Annotated in this window: 26 protein-coding genes and 1 pseudogene; 9 read left to right on the top strand and 18 right to left on the bottom strand. The window is 45.0% G+C overall.

Annotation, left to right across the window (positions count from 1 at the left end):
* From EA14781_RS10020 to kbl, 3 genes are all read right to left on the bottom strand, one after another.
* On the bottom strand, nt 1–286 hold a 286-nt coding region (locus tag EA14781_RS10020), incomplete at its 3' end, for a glycosyltransferase (protein WP_042335586.1).
* A 412-nt stretch (nt 287–698) separates the two neighbouring features.
* A complete protein-coding gene (gene tdh, locus EA14781_RS10025) occupies nt 699–1,724 on the bottom strand; it encodes an L-threonine 3-dehydrogenase (protein WP_000645977.1) in 1,026 nt (341 codons plus the stop codon).
* 13 nt (nt 1,725–1,737) lie between these two features.
* Nucleotides 1,738–2,934 carry a glycine C-acetyltransferase gene (gene kbl / locus EA14781_RS10030; protein ID WP_001213824.1) on the bottom strand — a complete coding sequence of 399 codons (1,197 nt, stop codon included), beginning with the start codon at nt 2,932–2,934 and terminating at the stop codon, nt 1,738–1,740.
* Nucleotides 2,935–3,147: 213 nt separating this feature from the next.
* Between kbl and rfaD the strand changes: the two genes are divergently transcribed.
* From rfaD to rfaL, 4 genes are read left to right on the top strand one after another with little or no spacing between them, the layout of a single operon-like run.
* Nucleotides 3,148–4,080 carry an ADP-glyceromanno-heptose 6-epimerase gene (rfaD, locus tag EA14781_RS10035; protein WP_000587781.1) on the top strand — a complete coding sequence of 311 codons (933 nt, stop codon included), beginning with the start codon at nt 3,148–3,150 and terminating at the stop codon, nt 4,078–4,080.
* Between the two features lie 9 nt (nt 4,081–4,089).
* Nucleotides 4,090–5,136, top strand: coding sequence for an ADP-heptose--LPS heptosyltransferase RfaF (rfaF, locus tag EA14781_RS10040; protein WP_000699251.1), 1,047 nt, complete (start codon nt 4,090–4,092; stop codon nt 5,134–5,136).
* Nucleotides 5,137–5,139: 3 nt separating this feature from the next.
* Entirely contained in the window at nt 5,140–6,096 is a 957-nt protein-coding gene (gene rfaC, locus EA14781_RS10045) for a lipopolysaccharide heptosyltransferase RfaC (RefSeq protein WP_001264631.1), read from the top strand.
* A gap of 35 nt (nt 6,097–6,131) precedes the next feature.
* A complete protein-coding gene (rfaL, locus tag EA14781_RS10050; RefSeq protein ID WP_000954406.1) occupies nt 6,132–7,349 on the top strand; it encodes an O-antigen ligase RfaL in 1,218 nt (405 codons plus the stop codon).
* 54 nt (nt 7,350–7,403) lie between these two features.
* Here rfaL and EA14781_RS10055 read toward each other — a convergent pair whose 3' ends face one another.
* The 10 genes from EA14781_RS10055 to rfaQ all read right to left on the bottom strand — a co-directional run bounded on the left by EA14781_RS10055 (nt 7,404) and on the right by rfaQ (nt 17,365).
* A complete protein-coding gene (locus tag EA14781_RS10055) occupies nt 7,404–8,546 on the bottom strand; it encodes a lipopolysaccharide N-acetylglucosaminyltransferase (RefSeq protein ID WP_000591812.1) in 1,143 nt (380 codons plus the stop codon).
* A 51-nt stretch (nt 8,547–8,597) separates the two neighbouring features.
* On the bottom strand, nt 8,598–9,407 hold the full coding sequence (waaZ, locus tag EA14781_RS10060; RefSeq protein WP_000790285.1) for a 3-deoxy-D-manno-oct-2-ulosonate III transferase WaaZ: 810 nt from the start codon (nt 9,405–9,407) through the stop codon (nt 8,598–8,600).
* A gap of 74 nt (nt 9,408–9,481) precedes the next feature.
* A complete protein-coding gene (rfaY, locus tag EA14781_RS10065) occupies nt 9,482–10,180 on the bottom strand; it encodes a lipopolysaccharide core heptose(II) kinase RfaY (protein ID WP_000615165.1) in 699 nt (232 codons plus the stop codon).
* Nucleotides 10,181–10,197: 17 nt separating this feature from the next.
* Entirely contained in the window at nt 10,198–11,214 is a 1,017-nt protein-coding gene (rfaJ, locus tag EA14781_RS10070; protein ID WP_000376902.1) for a lipopolysaccharide 1,2-glucosyltransferase RfaJ, read from the bottom strand.
* 39 nt (nt 11,215–11,253) lie between these two features.
* On the bottom strand, nt 11,254–12,273 hold the full coding sequence (gene waaO, locus EA14781_RS10075; protein WP_001188012.1) for a lipopolysaccharide 3-alpha-galactosyltransferase: 1,020 nt from the start codon (nt 12,271–12,273) through the stop codon (nt 11,254–11,256).
* Nucleotides 12,273–13,352, bottom strand: a complete 1,080-nt coding sequence (waaB, locus tag EA14781_RS10080) for a lipopolysaccharide 1,6-galactosyltransferase (protein WP_000683969.1) — start codon at nt 13,350–13,352, stop codon at nt 12,273–12,275. The genes waaO and waaB overlap by 1 nt, the downstream gene beginning before the upstream one ends.
* 19 nt (nt 13,353–13,371) lie before the next feature.
* On the bottom strand, nt 13,372–14,352 hold the full coding sequence (locus EA14781_RS10085) for a glycosyltransferase family 8 protein (protein ID WP_000933372.1): 981 nt from the start codon (nt 14,350–14,352) through the stop codon (nt 13,372–13,374).
* Nucleotides 14,353–14,383: 31 nt separating this feature from the next.
* On the bottom strand, nt 14,384–15,181 hold the full coding sequence (rfaP, locus tag EA14781_RS10090) for a lipopolysaccharide core heptose(I) kinase RfaP (RefSeq protein ID WP_000229847.1): 798 nt from the start codon (nt 15,179–15,181) through the stop codon (nt 14,384–14,386).
* Nucleotides 15,174–16,298: a lipopolysaccharide glucosyltransferase I gene (gene rfaG / locus EA14781_RS10095; protein WP_000634287.1), complete on the bottom strand. Its 1,125-nt coding sequence runs from the start codon at nt 16,296–16,298 to the stop codon at nt 15,174–15,176. The genes rfaP and rfaG overlap by 8 nt, the downstream gene beginning before the upstream one ends.
* The gene (gene rfaQ / locus EA14781_RS10100) at nt 16,295–17,365 is read right to left on the bottom strand and encodes a lipopolysaccharide core heptosyltransferase RfaQ (RefSeq protein WP_000414657.1); all 1,071 of its coding nucleotides are present in this window, start codon (nt 17,363–17,365) and stop codon (nt 16,295–16,297) included. Before rfaQ ends, rfaG begins: the two co-directional genes overlap by 4 nt.
* Nucleotides 17,366–17,776: 411 nt before the next feature.
* Between rfaQ and waaA the strand changes: the two genes are divergently transcribed.
* Together waaA and coaD are read left to right on the top strand one after the other, a co-directional pair.
* Entirely contained in the window at nt 17,777–19,054 is a 1,278-nt protein-coding gene (gene waaA / locus EA14781_RS10105; protein ID WP_000891550.1) for a lipid IV(A) 3-deoxy-D-manno-octulosonic acid transferase, read from the top strand.
* Nucleotides 19,055–19,061: 7 nt separating this feature from the next.
* Nucleotides 19,062–19,541 carry a pantetheine-phosphate adenylyltransferase gene (gene coaD, locus EA14781_RS10110; protein WP_001171860.1) on the top strand — a complete coding sequence of 160 codons (480 nt, stop codon included), beginning with the start codon at nt 19,062–19,064 and terminating at the stop codon, nt 19,539–19,541.
* Between the two features lie 39 nt (nt 19,542–19,580).
* Here the strand turns inward: coaD and mutM are convergent, their stop codons facing one another.
* From mutM to radC, 4 genes and pseudogenes are all read right to left on the bottom strand, one after another.
* On the bottom strand, nt 19,581–20,390 hold the full coding sequence (gene mutM, locus EA14781_RS10115) for a bifunctional DNA-formamidopyrimidine glycosylase/DNA-(apurinic or apyrimidinic site) lyase (protein ID WP_001114553.1): 810 nt from the start codon (nt 20,388–20,390) through the stop codon (nt 19,581–19,583).
* Nucleotides 20,391–20,487: 97 nt separating this feature from the next.
* On the bottom strand, nt 20,488–20,655 hold the full coding sequence (rpmG, locus tag EA14781_RS10120) for a 50S ribosomal protein L33 (RefSeq protein ID WP_001051798.1): 168 nt from the start codon (nt 20,653–20,655) through the stop codon (nt 20,488–20,490).
* Nucleotides 20,656–20,675: 20 nt separating this feature from the next.
* Entirely contained in the window at nt 20,676–20,912 is a 237-nt protein-coding gene (rpmB, locus tag EA14781_RS10125; protein ID WP_002460366.1) for a 50S ribosomal protein L28, read from the bottom strand.
* Nucleotides 20,913–21,131: 219 nt separating this feature from the next.
* Nucleotides 21,132–21,797: pseudogene (gene radC, locus EA14781_RS10130) on the bottom strand (RadC family protein); the annotation flags it as partial.
* A 171-nt stretch (nt 21,798–21,968) separates the two neighbouring features.
* Between radC and coaBC the strand changes: the two are divergent.
* The 3 genes from coaBC (at nt 21,969) to slmA (ending at nt 24,328) form a co-directional block, all read left to right on the top strand.
* A complete protein-coding gene (coaBC, locus tag EA14781_RS10135; protein WP_000050113.1) occupies nt 21,969–23,189 on the top strand; it encodes a bifunctional phosphopantothenoylcysteine decarboxylase/phosphopantothenate--cysteine ligase CoaBC in 1,221 nt (406 codons plus the stop codon).
* On the top strand, nt 23,167–23,625 hold the full coding sequence (gene dut, locus EA14781_RS10140; protein WP_000976061.1) for a dUTP diphosphatase: 459 nt from the start codon (nt 23,167–23,169) through the stop codon (nt 23,623–23,625). The genes coaBC and dut overlap by 23 nt, the downstream gene beginning before the upstream one ends.
* A gap of 106 nt (nt 23,626–23,731) precedes the next feature.
* Nucleotides 23,732–24,328, top strand: a complete 597-nt coding sequence (slmA, locus tag EA14781_RS10145; protein ID WP_000818597.1) for a nucleoid occlusion factor SlmA — start codon at nt 23,732–23,734, stop codon at nt 24,326–24,328.
* 36 nt (nt 24,329–24,364) lie between these two features.
* On the opposite strand, the gene pyrE is transcribed toward slmA, so the two are convergent.
* Nucleotides 24,365–25,006: an orotate phosphoribosyltransferase gene (pyrE, locus tag EA14781_RS10150; protein ID WP_000806157.1), complete on the bottom strand. Its 642-nt coding sequence runs from the start codon at nt 25,004–25,006 to the stop codon at nt 24,365–24,367.
* Between the last annotated feature and the right edge of the window lie 37 nt (nt 25,007–25,043).

Genomic DNA, 25,043 nt, shown 5'->3' on the forward strand with positions numbered 1-25,043 from the left:
CACCCGCATCGACAAAAGCGACATATTTGCCGGTTGCCGCTTCGATTCCGCGATTACGCGCTACCGATGCGCCAGCATTCGCCTGATGCAGCAAGCGCACATGCGGATAGTTTTCTGCATAATGCTTTGCTATTTCAACAGAATTATCCGTTGAACCATCGTTGATAATAATAATTTCCAGAGCAGTCCAGGTCTGCGCGATTAAAGATTCCATGCAAGCGTTGAAATCATCACCCGCATTATATAACGGGATAATAACACTTAGTTTATTTGCATTGTTCATCATAAATTACCGACTATGTCTGAAGTTACCCTGACGTTTTACAGGCTTTGTATTAAGAAACTATTAAGCCTGTGAGATATTATTTTTACGGGGGAGCGAGTAAATTCAGGCCAGAGAGATAATGAAAACAGTAATATAAGATAACAGCGCAATTACGAACGCTTTATTACACTGACAGGATTTTACATATTTAACGGCTTATCCTCAGGGAAAAGGGCTGGAATTTTGAATTTTCAGATTGTAGACCAAGTGCGTTTTGTTTATGCCGGATGCGGCGTAAACGCCTTATCCGGCCTACAAAGCCTTTCAGATTCAATATATTGCAGAAATTATGTAGGCCTGATAAGCGTAGCACATCAGGCAATTTTGTGTTTGCCATCAGCTTCAAGGGCTGGTATTCCAGCCCTTGTTCGTTTTAATCCCAGCTCAGAATAACTTTACCGGACTGGCCTGAACGCATGGCGTCAAAGCCTTTCTGGAAATCATCGATGGAAAAACGATGAGTGATAATCGGCGAGAGATCCAGACCAGACTGAATCAATGCCGCCATTTTGTACCAGGTTTCAAACATCTCACGGCCGTAAATGCCTTTAATGAACAAGCCCTTAAAGATCACTTTCGTCCAGTCGATGGACATATCAGACGGAGGAATACCCAGCATTGCAATGCGACCGCCATGGTTCATGGTATCCAGCATGGTGCGGAATGCTGCCGGAGCGCCAGACATCTCCAGACCAACATCAAAGCCTTCAGTCATACCCAGTTTGGCCATCACGTCACTGAGATTTTCTTGCGCGACATTAACCGCACGAGTGATCCCCATTTTACGCGCCAGCTCAAGGCGATATTCGTTAACGTCGGTGATCACCACATTGCGTGCGCCGACGTGTTTTGCCACCGCCGCCGCCATAATACCGATTGGGCCTGCGCCAGAAACCAGTACATCTTCGCCTACCAAATCAAACGACAGCGCCGTATGTACCGCATTACCGAACGGGTCGAAAATTGCGGCTAAGTCGTCGGAAATATTGTCAGGGATTTTGAAGGCGTTGAATGCCGGGATCACCAGATACTCAGCAAAACAACCAGGACGATTAACGCCAACACCAATAGTATTGCGGCACAGATGGGTACGACCGCCGCGACAGTTGCGGCAATGCCCACAGGTGATATGACCTTCGCCAGACACGCGATCGCCAATCTTGAAGCCTTTCACTTCCTGACCAATAGCCACTACTTCACCAACATATTCGTGGCCTACGACCATCGGTACCGGGATGGTTTTTTGCGACCACTCATCCCAGTTATAGATGTGAACGTCAGTCCCGCAGATGGCTGTTTTACGGATTTTAATTAGCAAATCGTTATGCCCGAGTTCCGGTTCAGGAACGTCGGTCATCCAGATGCCTTCTTCCGCTTTCAGTTTGGATAACGCTTTCATCTCACATCCTCATTCAGGCAATTACGCCCAGTTGTTTACCAATACGCGTGAACGCTTCTACCGCACGCGTAATTTGCTCAGGAATATGCGCCGCAGACATCTGGGTACGAATACGCGCCTGACCTTTCGGGACGACCGGATAGAAGAAACCGGTGACGTAAATGCCCTCTTTTTGCAGTTCACGGGCAAATTTCTGCGCAACGACCGCATCGCCAAGCATGACCGGGATAATCGCGTGGTCAGCACCTGCCAGGGTAAAACCTGCAGCTGACATCTGCTCACGGAACTGACGCGCGTTGGCCCACAGGCGATCGCGCAGTTCGCTACCCGCCTCAACCATCTCCAGGACTTTGATGGAAGCCGCAACAATGGCCGGTGCCAGCGAGTTAGAGAACAGATACGGACGAGAACGCTGACGCAGCCACTCAACGACTTCTTTACGCGCCGCGGTGTAACCACCAGATGCGCCGCCTAAGGCTTTACCGAGTGTGCCGGTGATGATATCGACCCGGCCCATCACATCGCAGTATTCATGGGAGCCGCGACCGTTTTCACCGACAAAACCGACGGCGTGAGAGTCATCGACCATCACCAAAGCGTCGTATTTATCCGCGAGATCGCAAACCCCTTTCAGGTTGGCAATCACGCCGTCCATAGAGAACACGCCATCGGTGGCGATCAGCACATGGCGCGCCCCGGCTTCACGCGCCTCTTTCAGACGTGCTTCCAGTTCCTGCATATCGTTGTTGGCGTAACGATAGCGTTTGGCTTTACACAGACGCACACCGTCAATGATCGAGGCGTGATTTAGCGCATCGGAAATAATGGCGTCTTCCGCACCCAGCAGCGTTTCAAACAGGCCGCCGTTCGCGTCAAAACAAGAAGAGTAGAGAATCGCATCTTCCATTCCCAGGAATGCAGCCAGTTTCTGCTCAAGCTCTTTATGACTATCCTGGGTGCCGCAGATAAAGCGCACCGAAGCCATCCCAAAACCATGAGAGTCCATTCCCGCTTTTGCCGCCGCAATCAGCTCTGGATGATTTGCCAGTCCGAGATAGTTATTGGCGCAAAAGTTAATAACGTGGCTTCCATCAGCCACAGTGATGTCTGCTTGCTGCGCAGACGTGATAATGCGCTCTTCTTTAAACAACCCTTCCGCCTTTGCGGCTTCCAGATCGTTAGTTAATTGCTGATAAAATTCTCCACGCATTGCAGTTCTCCAGACAGGGCAATTTCCAGCACATATTACCCAAACTTATAGGTTGCGACGAGATGAGGCCTTAACACTTCTGCAAAATTCAGGATAAATAATCCCCATCTCCCTCACTTTTGGCGAATGGCTGAAGCCAACGCCATGTAGTGATATGATAGAAGCATTCGTGTCTGAGATTGTCTCTGACTCCATAATTCGAAGGTTACAGTTATGATCATCGTTACCGGCGGCGCGGGCTTTATCGGCAGCAACATCGTTAAGGCCCTGAATGATAAAGGCATCACCGATATCCTGGTGGTGGACAACCTGAAAGACGGCACCAAGTTTGTGAACCTGGTTGACCTGAATATCGCAGACTATATGGATAAGGAAGACTTCCTGATCCAGGTTATGGCAGGCGAAGAGTTTGGCGATGTCGAAGCAATTTTCCACGAAGGCGCGTGTTCTTCCACCACCGAGTGGGACGGCAAGTATATGATGGATAACAACTATCAATACTCTAAAGAACTGCTGCACTACTGCCTGGAGCGCGAAATCCCGTTCCTGTATGCTTCTTCCGCATCGACCTACGGCGGGCGCACTTCCGACTTTATCGAATCCCGCGAATACGAAAAACCGCTGAACGTCTACGGTTACTCAAAATTCCTGTTTGATGAATACGTTCGTAAAATCCTGCCAGAAGCAAATTCACAGATTGTCGGCTTCCGTTACTTCAACGTTTATGGACCACGTGAAGGCCATAAGGGCAGCATGGCAAGCGTGGCTTTCCATCTCAACACCCAGCTTAACAACGGTGAATCACCGAAATTGTTCGAAGGCAGCGAGAACTTTAAACGCGACTTCGTTTATGTAGGCGACGTGGCTGATGTCAACCTGTGGTTCCTGGAAAATGGCGTTTCCGGCATCTTCAATCTTGGAACAGGTCGTGCAGAATCCTTCCAGGCAGTGGCAGACGCGACGCTGGCTTACCACAAGAAAGGTCAGATCGAATACATTCCATTCCCGGATAAACTGAAAGGCCGTTATCAGAAGTTCACTCAGGCGGATCTGACTAATTTGCGCGCTGCGGGTTACGACAAACCATTCAAGACCGTTGCCGAAGGCGTAACGGAATATATGGCCTGGCTGAATCGCGACGCATAAGAGCACTGCATGAAAATACTGGTGATCGGCCCGTCTTGGGTTGGCGACATGATGATGTCGCAAAGTCTCTATCGCACGCTCCAGGCGCGCTATCCCCAGGCGATAATTGACGTGATGGCACCGGCATGGTGCCGTCCGTTATTGTCGCGGATGCCGGAAGTCAACGAAGCGATTCCCATGCCTCTCGGTCACGGAGCGCTGGAAATTGGCGAACGCCGCAAGCTAGGTCAGAGCCTGCGCGAAAAACGTTACGACCGCGCCTACGTCTTACCGAACTCTTTTAAATCCGCACTGGTGCCTTTCTTCGCGGGAATTCCTCATCGCACCGGCTGGCGCGGCGAAATGCGCTACGGTTTACTCAACGATGTGCGCGTACTTGATAAAGAAGCATGGCCGCTGATGGTGGAACGCTATGTCGCACTGGCCTATGACAAAGGCGTGATGCGGACCGCACAAGATCTGCCGCAGCCATTGTTATGGCCGCAATTGCAGGTGAGCGAAGGCGAAAAATCGTACGCCTGCAATCAATTTTCGCTCTCGTCAGAACGCCCGATGATTGGCTTTTGCCCAGGCGCGGAGTTTGGCCCGGCGAAACGCTGGCCGCACTACCACTATGCGGAACTGGCAAAACAGTTGATTGATGAAGGCTACCAGGTGGTTCTGTTTGGCTCGACAAAAGATCATGAAGCGGGCAATGAGATTCTTGCCGCTCTGAATAACGAGCAGCAGGCGTGGTGTCGGAATCTGGCTGGCGAGACACAACTTGAGCAAGCCGTTATCCTGATTGCAGCCTGTAAGGCCATTGTCACTAACGACTCTGGTCTGATGCACGTTGCTGCGGCCCTCAATCGTCCGCTGGTTGCCCTGTATGGTCCGAGTAGCCCGGATTTCACCCCACCGCTTTCCCATAAAGCGCGAGTCATCCGCCTGATTAGCGGCTATCACAAAGTGCGTAAAGGCGATGCTGCGGAAGGGTATCACCAGAGTTTGATCGACATTACGCCTCAGCGCGTACTGGAAGAACTCAATACGCTGTTGTTACAAGAGGAAACCTGACGAATGCGGGTTCTGATCGTCAAAACATCGTCAATGGGCGATGTCCTCCACACGCTGCCCGCGCTCACTGATGCCCGACAGGCAATCCCGGGCATTACATTTGACTGGGTAGTGGAAGAAGGTTTCGCACAGATTCCTTCCTGGCACGACGCCGTTGAGCAGGTGATTCCGGTGGCAATACGCCGCTGGCGTAAAGCATGGTTTTCTGCGCCCATTAAGGCGGAGCGGAAAACATTTCGTGAAGCCCTTCAGGCAAAAAACTATGATGCGATTATCGACGCCCAGGGACTGGTAAAAAGCGCGGCGTTGGTAACGCGTCTGGCGCATGGCGTTAAGCATGGAATGGACTGGCAAACGGCTCGTGAACCGCTGGCAAGCCTGTTTTACAATCGCAAGCACCATATTGCAAAACAGCAGCACGCTGTAGAACGCACCCGTGAACTGTTCGCCAAAAGTCTGGGCTATAGCAAACCGCAAACCCAGGGCGATTATGCCATTGCACAACATTTCCTGACTAACCCACTGCCTGATGCTGGCGAATATGCTGTATTTCTCCACGCGACAACCCGTGATGATAAACACTGGCCGGAAGCGCACTGGCGAGAATTAATTGGCTTGCTGGCAGATTCGGGAATTCGTATTAAATTACCGTGGGGCGCACCGCATGAAGAAGCACGGGCAAAAAGGCTGGCAGAAGGATTTGCTTATGTCGACGTATTGCCGAAGATGAGTCTGGAGGGCGTTGCCCGCGTGTTAGCTGGGGCGAAATTTGTGGTGTCGGTGGATACAGGATTAAGCCATTTAACAGCAGCGCTGGACAAGCCGAATATTACGGTTTATGGACCTACAGATCCGGGATTAATTGGCGGGTATGGGAAGAACCAGGTGGTTTGTCGGGCAGCAGATAAAGATCTTGCTCATCTGCCTGCAATAACAGTATTTGAAAAAATAAACTTCTAATTAACGCGTTTTATATTAAAAATGGTGGAAAAGCAATGTTAACAGCCTCATTAGCGCTGCATAATAGAGAAAACTGGAAACCATACTGGAATAAGGCGTTGGTATTTCTTTTTCTGACAACCTTTTTCCTTGATGGTATTACCCGTTATAAACATATCATTTCAGTGCTAATGATTATTACGGTAATTTATCAAATCTCTCGTGCACCCAAAACATTCACAGCACTCTATAAAAACAATCTTTTTTATAGTGTCATAGCACTATCACTCATTCTTTTATATGCTATTTTTATCTCGCCCGACCTAAAGATAAGTTTTAAAGAATTCAGTAACACAGTGCTTAAAGGATTTTTAGCATATAGTTTACTTATACCCGCATTACTAAAAGATGAGGACAATGAAAGTATCGGTAAAATCATACTATATTCATTAGTTACCGGACTTGGATTACGTTGTCTTGTTGAACTTATTCTTTACATTCAGGATTATAATAAAGGAATAATGCCATTTACGACTTATGAGCATCGTAGTATTTCAGATTCGATGGTATTCTTATTTCCAGCATTATTAAATCTTTGGTTTATCAAGAAGACATCTTATAAAATAGGTTTTGTAGTTTTCAGTGCCGTTTTCCTGTTTCTGCTATTAGGAACACTCTCCCGAGGTGCATGGCTGGCAGTATTCATTGTTACTCTACTGTGGTTAATCTTAAATCGCCAGTGGAAACTACTAATGTTCACCTCCATAATTATTACCACCGCGGCCGCTTGCGTATTTACCTATAAAACTGATCACGCCCATAAAGACAGATTAATTTATAAGCTTCAACAAACTGATAGTTCTAATCGCTATACTAATGGTACTCAGGGTACGGCCTGGACATTAATAATGGAAAATCCATTTAAGGGATATGGCTACGGAGATGATATTTACCATGGTGTTTATAATAAACGCGTCGTAGATTTTCCATCCTGGAGATTCAAACAATCCATTGGACCACATAACATTATTCTGTCAATTTGGTTTGCAGCAGGTCTGGCTGGGTTACTGGCTTTACTTTATCTCTATGGTTCGATTATCAAAGAAACAGCCAACGCAACATTCCAAAAAGTAGCCGTCTCGCCTTACAATGGTCAATTACTGCTATTTTTAACTCTTGTAGGCTTTTATATTATTCGTGGTAACTTCGAAGAAGTTGATCTCAAACCCATTGGCTTGATTGTTGGATTGCTGTTAGCAATGCGAAATAAATAATAAAAAAGCCTGCCTGACATTAAAACCAGGCAGGCTTTTTTAATCAAATAATCTTTAGCCAAACCAGTCTTGCATCTGAGTTTCAAAACGCTGAGTTACATGTTCCCAACTATATTTTGAGAAAACGAATTTTTGGGCATTTTCGGCAATCTGCGTTCTATTACTATCAGCTAAAACCCGGCTAATGTCAGCGAGAATACTTTCAGATGTCATCGGTTCAGCAAGGTGATAGCCCGTTATCCCCTCCAGAACAAACTCGCTAATACCACCTTTTTGACTGGCAAGAACAGGTTTACCGGCCGCCATTGCTTCGACGGCGACCATGCAAAAAGCTTCTTCTACCTGAGAAGGAACAACCACCAGATCGGCTAAATGGTAGTAATTATGCATCTGCTCCGGTGGCTGCCCACCTGCCATAATACATTGCGCGCCAATGGCTTTCGCCTCATCCAGAACTTTTTTCTGATATTCAGCTTTTTCACCTTTTTTACTGGCAAAAGGATCGCCAACGATAACCAATTTAAGGTTATCTTGCTTCTTACGTAGCTTATTAAAAGCATCCATAAGCATCAAACAACCTTTATCCGGCGATATTCTTCCTGCAAATAGTAGCACGATATCATTTGTGCCAATATTAAGCTTTTTCCTTAAATCTGCTATATTAGTTTGTGAATATAATTCAGAGCAAAAACCATTAGGCACAATAGCGATATTTGCGTCAGGCATTTTTTCTGAGTAGAAATCAAAAAGAAACTGGCTCGGTACGATTATCTTTGCATTTCTGTCTAACTGTTCTGGTTCGAAAGCATTATGAAAATGCATTACCAGCTGTGCCTGGTAATTTCTCTCACGAATCTGTTTATACAGTTTCATACTATTATGAATAACAATAACAGATTCTTTTGGATTGGTATTTTTAGGTTGGGTATTTAAAATGCGCTGAGAATACGGTACAGGATCAAGTCGAGTCCATTTTTGAAAAATTCGCTTATAGAGACGACTAAAACCAATATAATGAATATCGCAATTATCATTGACTCTTGTATAGGTCGGATAGCCATCGTTTCGAATACAGGCGATAGTTGTTGGTACAGAAAGCCTTTTTGCCACCTGATAAATCCATGTTTCGACCGCTGCTGCTCCTTTTGGCGGTATAGAAAATATTGGTGTGACGGTAAATATTATTTTCTTAATCATTAATAGCCAACTCCAATATTTTTATAATACGATATAAAAGCATAGAAAATATTAGCTTATTTTTTCATAATCGCAAGACTCTTCAATCTCTGATATTTTCATAAATGGAATAATATCATATTGAATTGCAGTATCATCGGACAAGTTATAAATATTGATATCTTTTACATTATCACGCATGAAACGAAAGAATGGCAATATTTTGTAAAAATCCCGACTCAACTCCGAGGGCATAGGATTCTTATTTTCATCATAAAAACGCGAACAACTCCCTGTTAAATCCAGACCGGAACAAATAATCCGAGCGTATTTCAGTGAATAGGCTATTTGGATTGCCGCAAAGGCAATAGTATGGCATGAACAATAACCAAGGCTAATGTCTTTACAAAATCCAACCAGCCGGCCTCTCTTAGATAAAGGTACAGAGATCAGCAGTTCTTTATGAATTTGACTCAAAATATTAAGTTTAATCTTCTTTATAAATCCACCTTTTTCCCTGCGGTAAAATGACCGTAGCACAAGGCAATTCTGAAGGATGTATTGTTTATCTTCTTCGGAGGCATATTCATAAACGTCAATGTTTACGATGGTATAACGGCTTCTCTGGCTAAATTTATAAAAATCATCACGACGCTGATGTAAAAAGCGAACATCTGTAAGAACATAAATAAAAGGGACGATATTATGACTCAACAAATATTGCGCAGAACCATTGACAGCAATAACATCCTTTGTCCGTAATACTGACAAGGGTGTCTTTTGTGATGTAGGGCCGGATAGAAAAATAATAACATCATCAGATGTTTTATTTTCAATCAGGTTTTCGACATCTTTTTTGTCAATGTATCTAATATTCTTCATGATCAACCTGTAAAATAAATAACTCCGCGTAGAAATGACCTGACGAAGATGTGTATTTATGGTATATATCTGTTCTAACGCGCTGGTTTTCCTTTCAAGCGTCGCATAACGTTGCGCATTTTTTTACGATAAACTAAAAAATAATAACCAAGATCTTTAATCTCATTTTTAATGCCGTAATGACGTTCTAAATCAATACGATCTTTTGCCTTTCGTTGTGCCGAAGCGCGTTTCCCTGAGAGATCAATAATTCTAACTTCACCATTTTTAATAATGAAGTTACCGCGGTGAGGATCACCAGATACCATACCATGTTGATGCAAGGAATTAATTGATTGTTGGATTTTATTTTTTAATTCATTATCAATATCGGGTATATCACACAACTCTACGCCATCAATATACTCAATGATCATGATATAAGTATGAACAAATCGTAAAGTTTTTCTCTCCGCCAATAAATAAAAGTCATTGAGCGTGTGCAACCCTTCACTGCGCACTTTTTGAGTTTGCTCAAAAAGGCGTTCGTAGTAATCTCCTTTTATTAGAGACTTAAAAAAACGCTCATTGCGCTTAATTTTTGGAGAGAAAACCTTAAGTATCAATTTACCGTAATCGGTATCAATAAGCATAACTTTTGTATCATCAATAGAGCGAAAAACTTTGATGATATTTATGTTATAAGACAAGAAATCATTTAATACATTGAGATATTTTGAATTTCTGTCATCAGTAAAAACTACCCAATCTTTGATCTTATTTTTCTGAATCATAATAAACCAATTAAATTTTATTTGCGATAATATTTACGGTAAAGATAACGGACTCCTGCAATGATTCCGGTAAAGTAATGATGTTGTACTAACAAATGTTTATATCTTTTCTTAAATTCAATAACTGATTTTGCTTCTCTGGGTGAATCATTTTTCCATGGCGAATTATCTAAAGCTATTTTAAAATATTTTACAGATGGATAAATTGCCCATTTGTGCCATGGTTTAGTAGCTCCTGTATAATGAATAAGAAGCGTATTTTCTGTAATTATTTTTTTATAGTTTTGATGCGTTTTATCTTTTAATTCACTTTTAATGGTATAAATAGTGTTGAATTCACGAGGTAAAAATATTGTCAGCCCCTTCAATAAGACGTTCATTACATCTTGATCAGGATATTTGTAGACATTATCTTTGCTCATAAGAATAGATAATGCTTTTTCTGTCAGTTTTGCATCAGCCCATTTTTTTAAATCTAAATAAACAACACCAGAATTGAAATATTGCCCTCGCAATTCAGGATCAGACAATCTGGCCACTGCCTTTTCCTGCATTGGCTCGACGTCTTTGACAACGGCAGCCACCGCTCCGTTTAAATCCAGATGCAATAGTTGACTGATATCTCCCTTACAAACGACATCGGCATCAAGATAAAGCAAGCGATCAAGAGTTAAACCCAAAAATTGAAATGCGAATAAGCGGAAATACATTGCTCTCGACCAGACCTGCGTACAAGGCAAGCACTGAAGATTATCAGTATTAATTTTGTAAAGCGTGATCTTTAATTGATATTGTTTTGCAAGATTTTCGGTTTTTTGAAAAAAAACATCATTATAAACATCAGCAATAATATAAAAATCAAGATTAATATGTCGATTATTCAGGACAATTGATGTGATGGAAACACCTACACCATCAAGATAATTAGCATCGACACCATAGGCAACATTTAAACTTTCAGACGTATTTATATCAGCTAGCCGAAAATCCCAGGCTTTAACTTTATCTATCTCTATGGCAGAAAATGAGTCCACAAGGCTACCCTTATATCATTACTTTATAGTTTCCAGGTTTTAATGCTTTATCTTTTTTATAAAATACAAAAGATAATTACTAAATCCCTTTAGGTATCTATGCTTTTTTAGCATATGTTTGGCACTATATCTTAACTGATTACTATTGTTTGGTTTCAGCAATGCAGTATTCTTCCATGGAGAGGCATTTTTGGCCTCCATAAAGGCTTGTGATACAGGATAATCCCAGGCCCAGTCATGCCAGGGTTTGGTTGGCCCAATATAATGAATAAAAATAGTATCTTTGGTTACAGGGTTTTTGAAACTTTCTTTTAGCTGATAGTTTAAACTAAACTGAGTATTATATTTTATATCAGCAAAAATAAGTTTATCTGCTAATAGCATATTCAATACATCCTGATCGGGATGCGTTATTTTTTTTACTATTTCTGGATCATTTAGCATTTCAATGGCTCGTGCAGAAACTTGTTCTACTGCCCATTGATTAACATTAATTAATAAAGAACCAGAGTTAAAATACCCATTAGCAATACCAGCAACACCTAACGAATACGCACGCTTCTCCCACCAGTCATTTTTTCCTTCCGCCACAACCATTGCGACTTTATGATCTGGAAATGAGAAATTGATTAACGGTTCTATTGACCCCTGGCAAATAATGTCTGCATCCAGGTAGAGAACTTTAGGTGCTTTATCAACGAAATAATCTGCAATGACAAAGCGAAAATAGATTGCGTATGTCCAGTTCTTGGTACTTGGTAATGAACGAAGTCGATTACCATTAATTAGATATATTTTAATTCTGGTTTTATACTGATGTGCCAGAGCATCAAAATATTTGCGATCGTCATCACCAAAATAATCAGTGAAAACATGGAAGCACAATCGACTCCCTTCATTATATTTTAATACTGAGGCAATCGAAATACCGCAACCAAAAAGAAAATTTTTGTCAGTACCATAAGCAATATCCAAACAAAGATTTTCTGTTTCTTCTTTATGATTATAATCAATAACTGAATTGAGAAATTCAGTTTCTTTGAAAAAAACCTGCTGCATTATTTCCTCCGGGAAATAGCAGAAACAATTATTTTTTGCAATCTGTCGTAATATATCGGTTGATAAAACTTACCGATAGATGCGGGAATAACATTATGTGCCAGGCTAATTTCACCTGAGATATATTTATCAAGAAGATTGATAAAACCTGTTAGCTCACCCGGTTGATATAAATGGCCATTAACACCCGGCTGAATCATATCACCAGGACCGGAGACACAATCTGCGCTGATACACGGAATACCCCACGACATCGCTTCAAGCAGGGTCATAGGAAAACCTTCAAAAGATGAGGTTAATAGCAATGCACTGACCTTTTTAATGTCCTGGCGCACGACCTCCCATGGCTGTTTTTGCCAGCCATGCCAGATAATTCGATCATCAATATTTAGTTCCCTACCGTATGCCTGACATTTTTCAAAATCAGAGCCGTCACCTAATACATGAAGTTTCCAGTCACCTTGAGCTTGCGATAAGCCATCAAGCAGGTCTTTTATTCGTTTCTGGCCTTCAAATTTCATGCGCCCAACATAAATGAATGTTGCCGTTTCACCTTCTGCTGGCGCTGGAATGATCGAGTCTTTAGTTTCAACAGGGTTAAAAATAACGTTTATCGTGGACTCTGGCACCCCCCTGTTAATCATTTGCTGTTTAATGCCGGTACTGATCGCTAAATGGTAGTCTGCGCAGGTAATATATTCAGCATGCTTTTTATGATCTAAAGAGAAATGCGGCCATGAAAATACTGGCACATTGATACCTGACTTTTTACGCGCCTTTGCGGCATACAAACAAGAGATCACATCAATACAGATAACGACATCCGGCTGATAATCCTGAAGCCATTTACTCAAAGCATGAATATGTTTTGCCCGACGCAAAAAGCCTAAACGAATATTGGAAAATGAACACGAGTATTTAATCTCTTCCAGCCATTCCTTATTCATTTTGTCATTACGGCAGAAGAAAAACATTTCACTTTGGATATGTTGTTGTCTGAAAGTAGTAATGACATCACGGATCACTGTTTCCATGCCGCCGAATCCAGAAACTGCTTCGCCGATAAACGCTATTTTCATAATTATATTAATTTTCCATCTAGAACTTTACGCCGAATAATTTAGCGAGCAGGTAATGATAATAGCAAGAAGTTGCTTTCCAATATTTCCTTTCGGACCAATAAACTTTAGCTCTTAATCTAATATCACTTGATGATGGGGCTAACATCCTTTTATAATTTTTCCAGGGTGAATTATAAAAATAATGTTCAAAATTTCGTGCTCTAAATATTTTATACCATGGTTTGTTTTGGGTAACATAATGCATTATAATTGTGTTGGATAAGTTTTTTTGCTCTTCATCACATACTACTGATAATGTTGTCTTATTATTATATTTTTTATCGAGATAATATAATCGTCCATTAAGTAAAATATTTAACACATCCTGATCTGCATATCTATATACTTTCCCATTGTTGATCATCTCTAACGCCTTTTGCGTTATATTTTCTTCTTTCCATGCATTGGTATTAATAAGCATTACTCCGGCATTAAAATAATTTATAAAATCAATGCCATAGTTTAACTTTTTCACACGTTCTTGCATATCTGGTGAGTCAGAGACGACGCATGCAATATAATCATTTAAATCGTAATCAACGAGATCATATAAAGAGCCGTTACATATAATATCACTATCAAGGTAAAGTATATTTGTTATTTTTTCATCAACAATTTCTGGAATTAAAAAGCGCAAACATGTTGATAAAGGAATGCCCAGAACTAAGGTGTCTGGATTAATATCAAATTTATCTGTCACATGATATACTGATATTGCCGTATTTGCTCTCTCTAGCTCGGAAAATACTGAGCATTCACTTTCGCTTATTCCTGAAACAAGAAGATGAAAATGAAGGTTAATATTACTATTATTTGAAATAATTGAATATAATGCAACACCCGCTGGCATTATGAACCCACGGTCAAAGCATAACGCTATATGTAAAGCTTTAATATTCGGTATTTCACGTTGAAATAAATTTTGTTTCTTAGCGACGAAGTTTTTAAGATTTAACAATTTTTAAATCCTTATTATAAGCAATGAATATTTAAAGCTTTTTCCTTATTGTCCTTTCTTTTATTTTTTGTGCCTTAATTCTTGCTTTTCTGGTTAAATTAACTTCCTGTAATAAAACTTCACGTAAAGACTTCCCAAAATAAACCTTCATAAACCGCCATATGTCTCTCTGCGTCAGGCCAATATTCATCGATGAAAAATACAAGCCAATCAAATCTTTATCTCGCCAGCGACGCGGTACTTTTGCACGTATCTGTGCTCGATGCAGGTCGATTATCGAAATTTTTAGCTCATCTTCCCGACCAGTAAAAGGCAGGTGAAGCAAAAAATGGCAGATGTAGCAATCACGGTGATTTATTCCTGCGGCGTGCATTTTACGCACCATGATTGCCACTCGTGTAATCAGCATACGCTTAACACGTATATCAGGTGGATTGGCCGCCCAGTCTGCACAATAATCTTCAAGGCTAATAGTGGGGGTAAGATCTTCTGTAATAATAAATGACGTGCGGGTCAATGGATTTAGCCCTCTTTCACCAAATCCAACACCGTACATCGTATCAACGCCGACATCACGCAACCGATGAATAGCATTCCATTCTCTGTCTGCCCCTAAAACAGGCATTCGCAACGAGAGCAGATTTTTTATAATCTCTTTTAATGTCGTCCCTTTGTGCCATTTGAGGAAATAGCTTTTCCCGGACAGTTCAAAGCGTAATGTGCGACGAGTCTCCAGTTCCCGGAAGACTTCGCCATTTAGTTTTTTAACCTCGGTAAAAGCATCTTTACCGCGCCAAAGTGTGGCAAGCGGTTCTTTTAATTCAACCATCTAAACCACCTGTAATAATATCCGCTGCTTTCTCTGGCAGGCTATACAAATCCTGAGTATCGGCATAGTGGCGAGCATTCTCCGCCCAGGCCGCTCGCAGGGGAGACTGTGTTAACGCTTTACGTAAAACCTCATTTAATTGTTCCTGGCAGAAAGGTTCGGCAATGACCGTTCCACAATTAGCATCTGCAATATAATGCGCGTATCCACATACTGATGTGACCAAAACAGGTAATCCTGCAGCGATCGCTTCAAGAAGAACGATACCGGCAGCTTCCTGATAAGCGGGATGCAGTAATAGATCTGCTGCAGCCATTAATTCCGACACATCGTTGCGACCGGAAAAGAAACGCACATTGCTACGCACGCCAAGTTTTTCTGCCAACGCTTCAAATTTCCGCGGTTTATCCTGACCGACAACAAACAAAAGTGTATTGTGGCGTAATGATTCCGGTAACGATGCTAACGCTTCAATTGAGCGATCTACACCTTTGCGAACAAAATCTGATCCAACCTGCAGCAATAAGTTTTGTTGTTCAGTTATGCCATTTTTCTGGCGATAAATTTCACGACTGTCTGGAATTTGCTCACTGTATTTTCTGTCTGGATAGATACCGGGGGGAAGAATTTGAAAACGTTCCGGTTCGGTTTGGTAATGTTTCTGGAAATCGGCGATTTGCTTATCGGTCAGCATCATAAGTTTCGTCGATTTGCCCTGCTCGAAAGTTGCTCGCTCAAATGCAGCATAATGGCGATAGCGTGATGTCAGGCGATAGAAAAAACCTTTTTCCTGTGCCACTTTCTCGGCGTAACAGACATCGGCGGCAAAATAGACATCCAGCCCCGGCATCTTATTAAAGCCGACAACGCGATCGGCGGGATGTGTCTTCAGATGTTCTTGTACCCAGGCATAATATTCTGCATTACGCCCATGGTTAGTATGAGACTTTACCGGTACGCGAATGAGTTCAAATGCTTTCGGACAATCTCCTTCCCACGATTGCGTATATACCCGAACATGGTGACCTCGTGCTGCAACTGTTGATGCAATACGCATAAAGTCGCGTTGTAGCCCACCAAAAGGAAAATACTTATATAAACAAAACGCCACGATCATAATTGTACATTCCTGTCAGCCACAGGGGCATCTTCCGGCAACAACTTTTCCGTCGCGGCAATCACATCTTCCGCTGGAATAACAGAAAGATATTTTTTGTTGCGATCAAGTTCATGTCGGGTTGGCATTTTCTGATAATTCCCTGCCCAGAATTGAATAATATTATCGGTCCATGGACGCCAGAATACGTGATCAGTTGCACCAAATAGACTAATGACGGGGGTTTTCACTGCCGCAGCAATATGTCCTGGCGCAGAATCTACACCAATAAAAAGTACTGCATGATCAATTAACGCCCCTAGTTCAGGAAAACGTGTTTTACCTGCAAGACCGGTAATAGGTTTCGTTTGACAACCTCTCGCAATTTCATCGACGCAAGCGAGATCATCTGCCGAAGGCCCACAGGTCAGTACAACCTGATAGCCACGCCGTTGCAAGGCATCAATCACCATAGAAAATTTATCGTTGTCCCAACATTTGAATATCTGACGGGCGGTCGGTTGGATAACAACATAATGATCTTTTACGCCCAGTGCGTCTAATTCCTGACGCATCTTCTTCCAACAATCTTCGGCATAACTCATTGTTGTGTCAGTGTAGAAATCGGTAATACCTAATGGTTCAAGGACCGATAAATTACGCTCAACAATATGTGTGCCGTGTATTGGCGCTAAATGTGTAAAGCTTTTTTTCCAGATGCCATGCTGTCGGTGACCATAAAGTTGCGATATTTTCATACGTGCAGGTAAAAAACGCACCAACAATGCCACCATCCACTGATCGGTGAGATTAATGACCAGGTCGTAATTATTCGCACGCAGAGTTTTTATCAACGAAAGCGCATTTTTGATTTTATCGAATGTTCCTGCGCCTTTATTACTTATACCGTAGAGTGCATTAATTTCTGGATTTTCCGATAAAATAGGGATTGTGTCCTGATAAAGCAGCATATCGATTTTTGCGTCGGGATAATTCTGCTTGAGCGTACTGATGACAGGAGTAGTGAGTAACATATCTCCATGATATCGCATCTTTATGACCAGGATTTTCAGAAATGGCTTTTCCACTAGCGGCTCTTTTGTTGTGATTGTCTGGTTAAGTTAAGCAGAACAAAGCACGCTACCGCCCCAGGCTCAACAGCTACCTGAATACTGATAACGCACTTTCTTTGACGCGCTAGTGTATCATTTCTTTCGCTGCAATCCGATCCGAATGATTTTTATACACAATATATGTTTTAATAAATAAAATCATACAGATAATTTGACACCTTGATGCCGATAATTCCTAAGCTATTAACCTGAAGATTACAAATCTGGTCGATTTTCAATGAATCGCATAAAAATACAAAAAAACTGAAGATGTAGCGGCGGATTAGACCAAACAGCAGCTATTTCAGTCAAAAGCGGGAAAAGTAATGGTAAAGCCACAGCTAAATACATAGAATCCCCAGCACATCCATAAGTCAGCTATTTATTATGCTCGAATTGCTTTACACCGCCCTTCTCTACCTTATTCAGCCGCTGATCTGGATACGACTTTGGGTGCGCGGACGTAAGGCTCCGGCCTATCGAAAACGCTGGGGTGAACGTTACGGATTTTACCGCCATCCGCTAAAGCCAGGCGGCATTATGCTGCACTCTGTTTCCGTCGGTGAAACACTGGCGGCGATCCCATTAGTGCGCGCGCTACGTCATCGTTATCCTGATTTGCCGATTACCGTCACAACCATGACGCCAACCGGCTCGGAGCGCGTACTGTCGGCTTTCGGTAAAGATGTTCAGCACGTCTATCTGCCTTACGACTTGCCCGATGCGCTCAACCGTTTCCTCAATAAAGTTGACCCTAAACTGGTGTTGATTATGGAAACCGAGCTATGGCCAAACCTGATAGCAGCTTTGCATAAACGCAAAATTCCGTTGGTTATCGCCAACGCGCGACTCTCTGCGCGCTCTGCCGCAGGTTACGCCAGACTGGGTAAATTTGTTCGCCGCTTGTTGCGCCGTATTACATTGATTGCTGCGCAAAATGAAGAAGATGGTGCACGTTTTGTCGCCCTGGGCGCAAAAAATAATCAGGTGACCGTTACCGGTAGCCTGAAGTTTGATATTTCTGTAACGCCACAGTTAGCTGCTAAAGCCGTTACGTTGCGCCGTCAATGGGCGCCGCATCGTCCAGTATGGATTGCCACCAGCACTCACGATGGCGAAGAGAGCGTAGTGATTGCCGCGCATCAGGCGCTGTTGCAACAGTTCCCGAATTTATTGCTCATTCTTGTTCCGCGTCATCCAGAACGCTTCCCGGATGCGATTAACCTTGTTCGCCAGGCTGGTCTAAGCTATATCACACGCTCTTCAGGCGAAGTCCCCTCCACCAGCACGCAGGTTGTGGTAGGTGATACGATGGGTGAGCTGATGTTGCTGTACGGCATTGCCGATCTCGCTTTTGTTGGCGGTTCACTGGTCGAACGCGGCGGGCATAATCCGCTGGAAGCCGCTGCGCACGCTATTCCGGTACTGATGGGGCCACATACCTTTAACTTTAAAGATATCTGCGCACGGCTGGAACAAGCAAACGGACTGATTACCGTCACTGATGCCACGTCACTGGCAAAAGAGGTCTCCTCTTTACTCACCGACGCCGACTACCGTAGTTTCTATGGCCGCCATGCCGTTGAAGTACTGTATCAAAACCAGGGCGCGTTGCAGCGTCTGCTTCAACTGCTGGAACCTTACCTGCCACCGAAAACGCATTGAGGTTGTTATGCAAAAACGGGCGATTTATCCGGGGACTTTCGATCCCATTACCAATGGTCATATCGATATCGTGACGCGCGCCACGCAGATGTTCGATCACGTTATTCTGGCAATTGCCGCCAGCCCCAGCAAAAAACCGATGTTTAGCCTCGAAGAGCGCGTGGCGCTGGCGCAGCAAGCCACTGCACATCTGAGCAACGTTGAGGTGGTCGGTTTCAGTGATTTGATGGCGAACTTCGCACGTAAGCAACAAGCCACGGTGCTGATTCGTGGCTTGCGGGCAGTTGCAGATTTTGAATATGAAATGCAACTGGCGCATATGAATCGCCATCTGATGCCGGAACTGGAAAGCGTCTTTCTGATGCCTTCGAAAGAGTGGTCATTTATCTCTTCTTCACTGGTCAAAGAGGTGGCTCGTCATCAGGGCGATGTCACCCATTTCCTGCCAGAGAATGTCCATCAGGCGCTGATGGCGAAATTAGCGTAGCCTTTATGCCGGATGGCATGACCATCCGGCCCGCACCAATCACTTCTGACACTGCCTGCAATAAAACGTTGCCCGCTGCGCGTGTTTAGTCGCTACAATCGGCGTACCGCATACCCGACACGGCTCACCTTTACGTCCGTAAACCTGTAATTCCTGCGCAAAATACCCCGGTTTACCGTCGCTTTGCAGAAAATCCTTCAGCGTGGTGCCGCCTTGCTCAATCGACCGCAACAGCACCGTTTTAATCATCCGCACCAGAAGTTCACATTCTGCCAATGACAGCGATGATGCCAGCCGATCAGGATGGATCCCCGCCGCAAACAGCGATTCACTGGCGTAGATATTTCCCACGCCCACTACCAGTTTGTTATCCATCAACCAGGGTTTAATCGCTGTCTTTTTCTTGGCGCACTTTTGATGCAGGTATTCACCGTTAAAATCATCGCTAAGCGGTTCCGGCCCAAGATGGGCCAACACATTATGCCCTTCCAGCGCCCTGGTCCACAGCCAGGCGCCAAAGCGGCGGGGATCGGTGTAGCGCAGCACTTTGCCGTTGCTCATCACCAAATCAACGTGATCATGCTTTTCAGGGGGACGTTCTTCAGGAAGGATGCGCAAGCTGCCAGACATCCCCAGATGGATGATAATCCAGCCCTCTGGCAGCTCCAGCAGCAGATATTTAGCGCGGCGCTGCACGCTAAGTACGGGCTGATTGCTTGAACGGTAGATTTCTTCCGAAACCGGCCAGCGCAAACGACCGTTGCGCACAACTGCATGAAGGATGGTCGCGCCAACGAGGTGTGGTTCAATGCCGCGACGACTGGTTTCAACTTCGGGTAATTCAGGCATAGCATCTCCGGGAATGAACAGATGCAAATAATATGGGGACAGGCAGATAACAAAAAACCCCGCCGGAGCGAGGTTTTTTGTCACAACAAAGCGAGAATTATTTGATTTTCGCTTCTTTGTAGATCACGTGCTGGCGAACAACTGGATCGAATTTTTTCAGTTCCAGTTTTTCCGGCTTAGTACGTTTGTTCTTCGTAGTGGTATAGAAGTGACCAGTACCAGCAGAAGAAACCAGCTTGATTTTCTCACGAATACCTTTAGCCATGATTTATTTCCTCTAAGTACTTAGTACTTTTCGCCACGGACACGCAGTTCAGCCAGAACTGTATCGATGCCTTTTTTATCGATTACACGCATACCTTTAGCAGATACACGCAGGGTGACAAAACGCTTCTCGCTCTCAACCCAGAAACGGTGAGAGTGCAGGTTAGGCAGGAAACGGCGTTTAGTCGCGTTCAGTGCGTGGGAACGGTTGTTACCGGTCACCGGACGCTTGCCAGTAACTTGGCAGACTCGGGACATGTCTATTCTCCAAAAATCAAATTAGCTCGAGCTTCGTATGGGGTATTGGCGCCTCGTCAGGCTTTACAGCCCGGTCATCGCAGTTCTATGTGAACTCTCGATTGCCAGGCCCAAATGCCAAACCCGAGATTCTCAAAGGTGGCGTAGTATACGCTGACTCGGCGATGTGCTCAAGTCCCGAACAGACAAAGATCCCGAAGGATCGCGCATAGCGGATAAAATCCAGCCGCGTTCGGCAAAAGAAACATATTCTCCACGCCCAATCACGATATGGTCGAGCACGCGTAATTCCATGAACTGACAACTCTTTATTATCCGTTCGGTGATGAGTTTATCCGCTTTACTGGGCTCAGCACAACCCGAAGGGTGATTATGGGCAAGGATCAGCGCTGACGCGTTTATTTTTATCGCTTCGCGAACGATCTCCCGGGGATGCACTTCCACATGGTTTAGCGTGCCGGAAAACAGCCGGCTATGGGTAAGGACTCTATGCTGAGAGTCGAGAAAGATCACCATAAAGATCTCGCGTTCTTCGCCAGTCAATTGGCTTTGTAAAAATTCACGCGTCATCTCTGGGCTAAGTAGCGGGCTTTCTTCACGCATTCGCACGTTGTAGTAACGCCGCGCCAGTTCAGCAATCCCTTTTAGCTGGGCGAATTTCGCCACACCAATGCCATAAACGCCGCTAAATTGTTCGTATTCAGAGGATAACAAGCCGTAGAGAGAACCAAAATTCTCCAGCATTTCTTTCGACAGCGTTAGCACATCTTTGCCGCGCGTTCCGGTACGCAGAAACAGCGCCAGCAGTTCAACATCCGTTAGTGAGCTAATACCCAGCCTCAGCATTTTTTCGCGCGGCATCAACAATTCTGTATTGCTCTTCACCTTCACCTCCTTTGTGGAGGGCGCATCCTGTCATAGTCGCCCGGTTAAATCGACGGCCCGTTTTCAATCCTGGAAAGCGCCTCGCAAAGTGATTCTCAGGTGAAAGCACGACAACAAAAGTATTGTGATAAAATCGCCAACTTCTGGTGTCACCCAACAGGAAAAATCATCATGAGCCTGGCCGGTAAAAAAATCGTTCTCGGCGTCAGCGGCGGTATTGCTGCCTATAAAACCCCTGAACTGGTGCGTCGTTTGCGCGATCGCGGGGCCGACGTCCGCGTGGCAATGACCGAAGCGGCAAAAGCCTTTATCACTCCACTTAGCTTACAGGCGGTTTCTGGTTGTCCCGTTTCCGACAGTCTGCTTGACCCGGCTGCCGAAGCCGCTATGGGCCATATTGAGCTGGGTAAATGGGCTGATTTAGTGATTCTCGCTCCTGCCACGGCGGATTTAATTGCCCGCGTTGCTGCCGGTATGGCGAATGATCTGGTGTCGACGATTTGCCTGGCTACGCCTGCGCCTGTTGCCGTGCTACCCGCCATGAACCAGCAGATGTACCGTGCTGCGGCTACCCAGCATAATTTGGAGGTGCTTGCCTCTCGTGGTTTGCTTATCTGGGGACCCGATAGCGGCAGTCAGGCTTGTGGTGATATCGGCCCCGGGCGAATGCTCGATCCGTTAACCATTGTAGAGATGGCGGTGGCCCATTTCTCACCCGTCAACGACCTGAAACATCTGAACATTATGATTACCGCCGGTCCAACGCGTGAACCGCTCGATCCGGTGCGTTATATCTCCAATCACAGCTCCGGCAAGATGGGTTTTGCCATCGCCGCCGCCGCTGCTCGTCGTGGAGCGAACGTTACGCTGGTATCTGGCCCGGTTTCACTACCGACGCCGCCGTTTGTGCAACGTATTGATGTGATGACCGCGCTGGAGATGGAAGCTGCCGTGAAGGCTTCAGTACAGCAGCAAAATATTTTTATTGGTTGCGCCGCTGTGGCGGATTATCGCGCTGCTACCGTGGCCCGTGAAAAAATCAAAAAGCAGGCTACGCAGGGCGATGAATTAACAATAAAAATGGTTAAAAACCCTGATATTGTCGCCGGTGTTGCCGCACTAAAAGACCATCGACCGTACGTCGTTGGATTTGCCGCCGAAACAAATAATGTGGAAGAATACGCCCGGCAAAAACGAATCCGTAAAAACCTTGATTTGATCTGCGCGAACGATGTTTCACAGCCAACTCAAGGATTTAATAGCGACAGTAATGCACTACACCTTTTCTGGCAGGATGGAGACAAAGTCTTACCGCTTGAGCGAAAAGAGCTCCTTGGCCAATTATTACTCGACGAGATCGTGACCCGTTATGATGAAAAAAATCGACGTTAAGATTCTGGACCCGCGCATTGGGAAGGAATTTCCGCTCCCGACTTATGCCACCTCTGGTTCTGCCGGACTTGACCTGCGCGCCTGTCTCGACGACGCCGTAGAACTGGCGCCGGGCGACACCACCCTGGTACCGACCGGGCTGGCGATTCATATTGCCGACCCTTCACTGGCGGCGATGATGTTGCCGCGTTCCGGGCTGGGCCATAAACACGGTATCGTGCTTGGCAACCTGGTGGGATTGATCGACTCCGATTACCAGGGCCAGTTGATGATCTCCGTATGGAACCGCGGTCAGGACAGCTTCACCATTCAACCTGGCGAACGTATTGCGCAGATGATTTTTGTTCCTGTGGTACAGGCTGAATTTAATCTGGTTGAAGAATTTGACGCCACCGACCGCGGTGAAGGCGGATTTGGTCACTCTGGTCGTCAGTAACACATACGCATCCAAATAATGTCATAACATTGCCGCAAACATTTCGTTTGCGGTCATAACGTGGGTGCCGCCTGGCAAGTGCTTATTTTCAGGGGTATTTTGTAACATGGCAGAAAAACAAACTGCGAAAAGGAACCGTCGCGAAGAAATACTTCAGTCTCTGGCGCTGATGCTGGAATCCAGTGATGGAAGCCAGCGTATCACGACGGCAAAACTGGCCGCCTCTGTCGGCGTTTCCGAAGCGGCACTGTATCGCCACTTCCCCAGCAAGACCCGCATGTTCGATAGCCTGATTGAGTTTATCGAAGATAGTCTGATTACCCGCATCAACCTGATTCTGAAAGATGAGAAGGACACGACTGCGCGACTGCGTCTGATTGTGTTGCTGATCCTCGGCTTTGGCGAGCGTAATCCTGGCCTGACCCGTATCCTCACCGGGCACGCGCTGATGTTTGAACAAGACCGCCTGCAAGGGCGCATCAACCAACTGTTCGAGCGTATTGAAGCGCAGTTACGTCAGGTATTGCGTGAAAAGAAGATGCGTGAAGGTGAGGGCTACACTACCGATGAAACGCTACTGGCGAGCCAATTGCTGGCGTTTTGTGAAGGTATGCTGTCACGCTTTGTCCGCAGCGAGTTTAAATACCGTCCGACAGACGATTTTGACGCCCGCTGGCCGCTGATTGCCGCGCAGTTGCAGTAATATGACGCCGGATGACTTTCCATCCGGCGAGTTTCTTTAAACCCCGAACTCTTCGCGATAAGCCTTAACCGCCGCCAGGTGTTCCGCCATTTCCGGCTTCTCTTCCAGATAAGCAATCAGATCGTTCAGGGTGATGATAGAGATCACCTTGCAGTTGTAATCACGCTCAACTTCCTGAATCGCCGAAATCTCGCCACGACCCCGTTCCTGGCGATCGAGCGAAATCAACACGCCAGCAAGCGTCGCACCATTGGCCTGAATAATTTCCATCGACTCGCGAATCGCTGTTCCGGCGGTGATCACATCATCCACCAGCATTACGCGTCCTTGTAACGCGCTACCCACCAGATTGCCGCCTTCACCGTGGTCTTTTGCTTCTTTGCGGTTAAAGCAGTACGGCAGGTCGCGGTCATGATGTTCCGCCAGCGCCACAGCGGTTGTGGTCGCAATCGGGATCCCTTTATAAGCAGGGCCAAACAGCAGATCGAACTCAATGCCAGAATCCACCAACGCTTCAGCGTAAAAACGGCCTAACAGCGCCAGGTCGCGCCCGGTATTAAACAGCCCGGCGTTGAAGAAATAGGGGCTCTTGCGCCCGGATTTCAGCGTAAACTCGCCAAACTTTAATACCTGCTTGCCAAGCGCAAATTCAATAAACTGGCGCTGATATGGTTTCATGCCTTCGCTCCTCATCTTACTTTTTTACGGACAAAAA

The organism is Escherichia albertii NBRC 107761 = DSM 17582 (genome assembly GCF_000759775.1).
Taxonomy (GTDB): domain Bacteria; phylum Pseudomonadota; class Gammaproteobacteria; order Enterobacterales; family Enterobacteriaceae; genus Escherichia; species Escherichia albertii.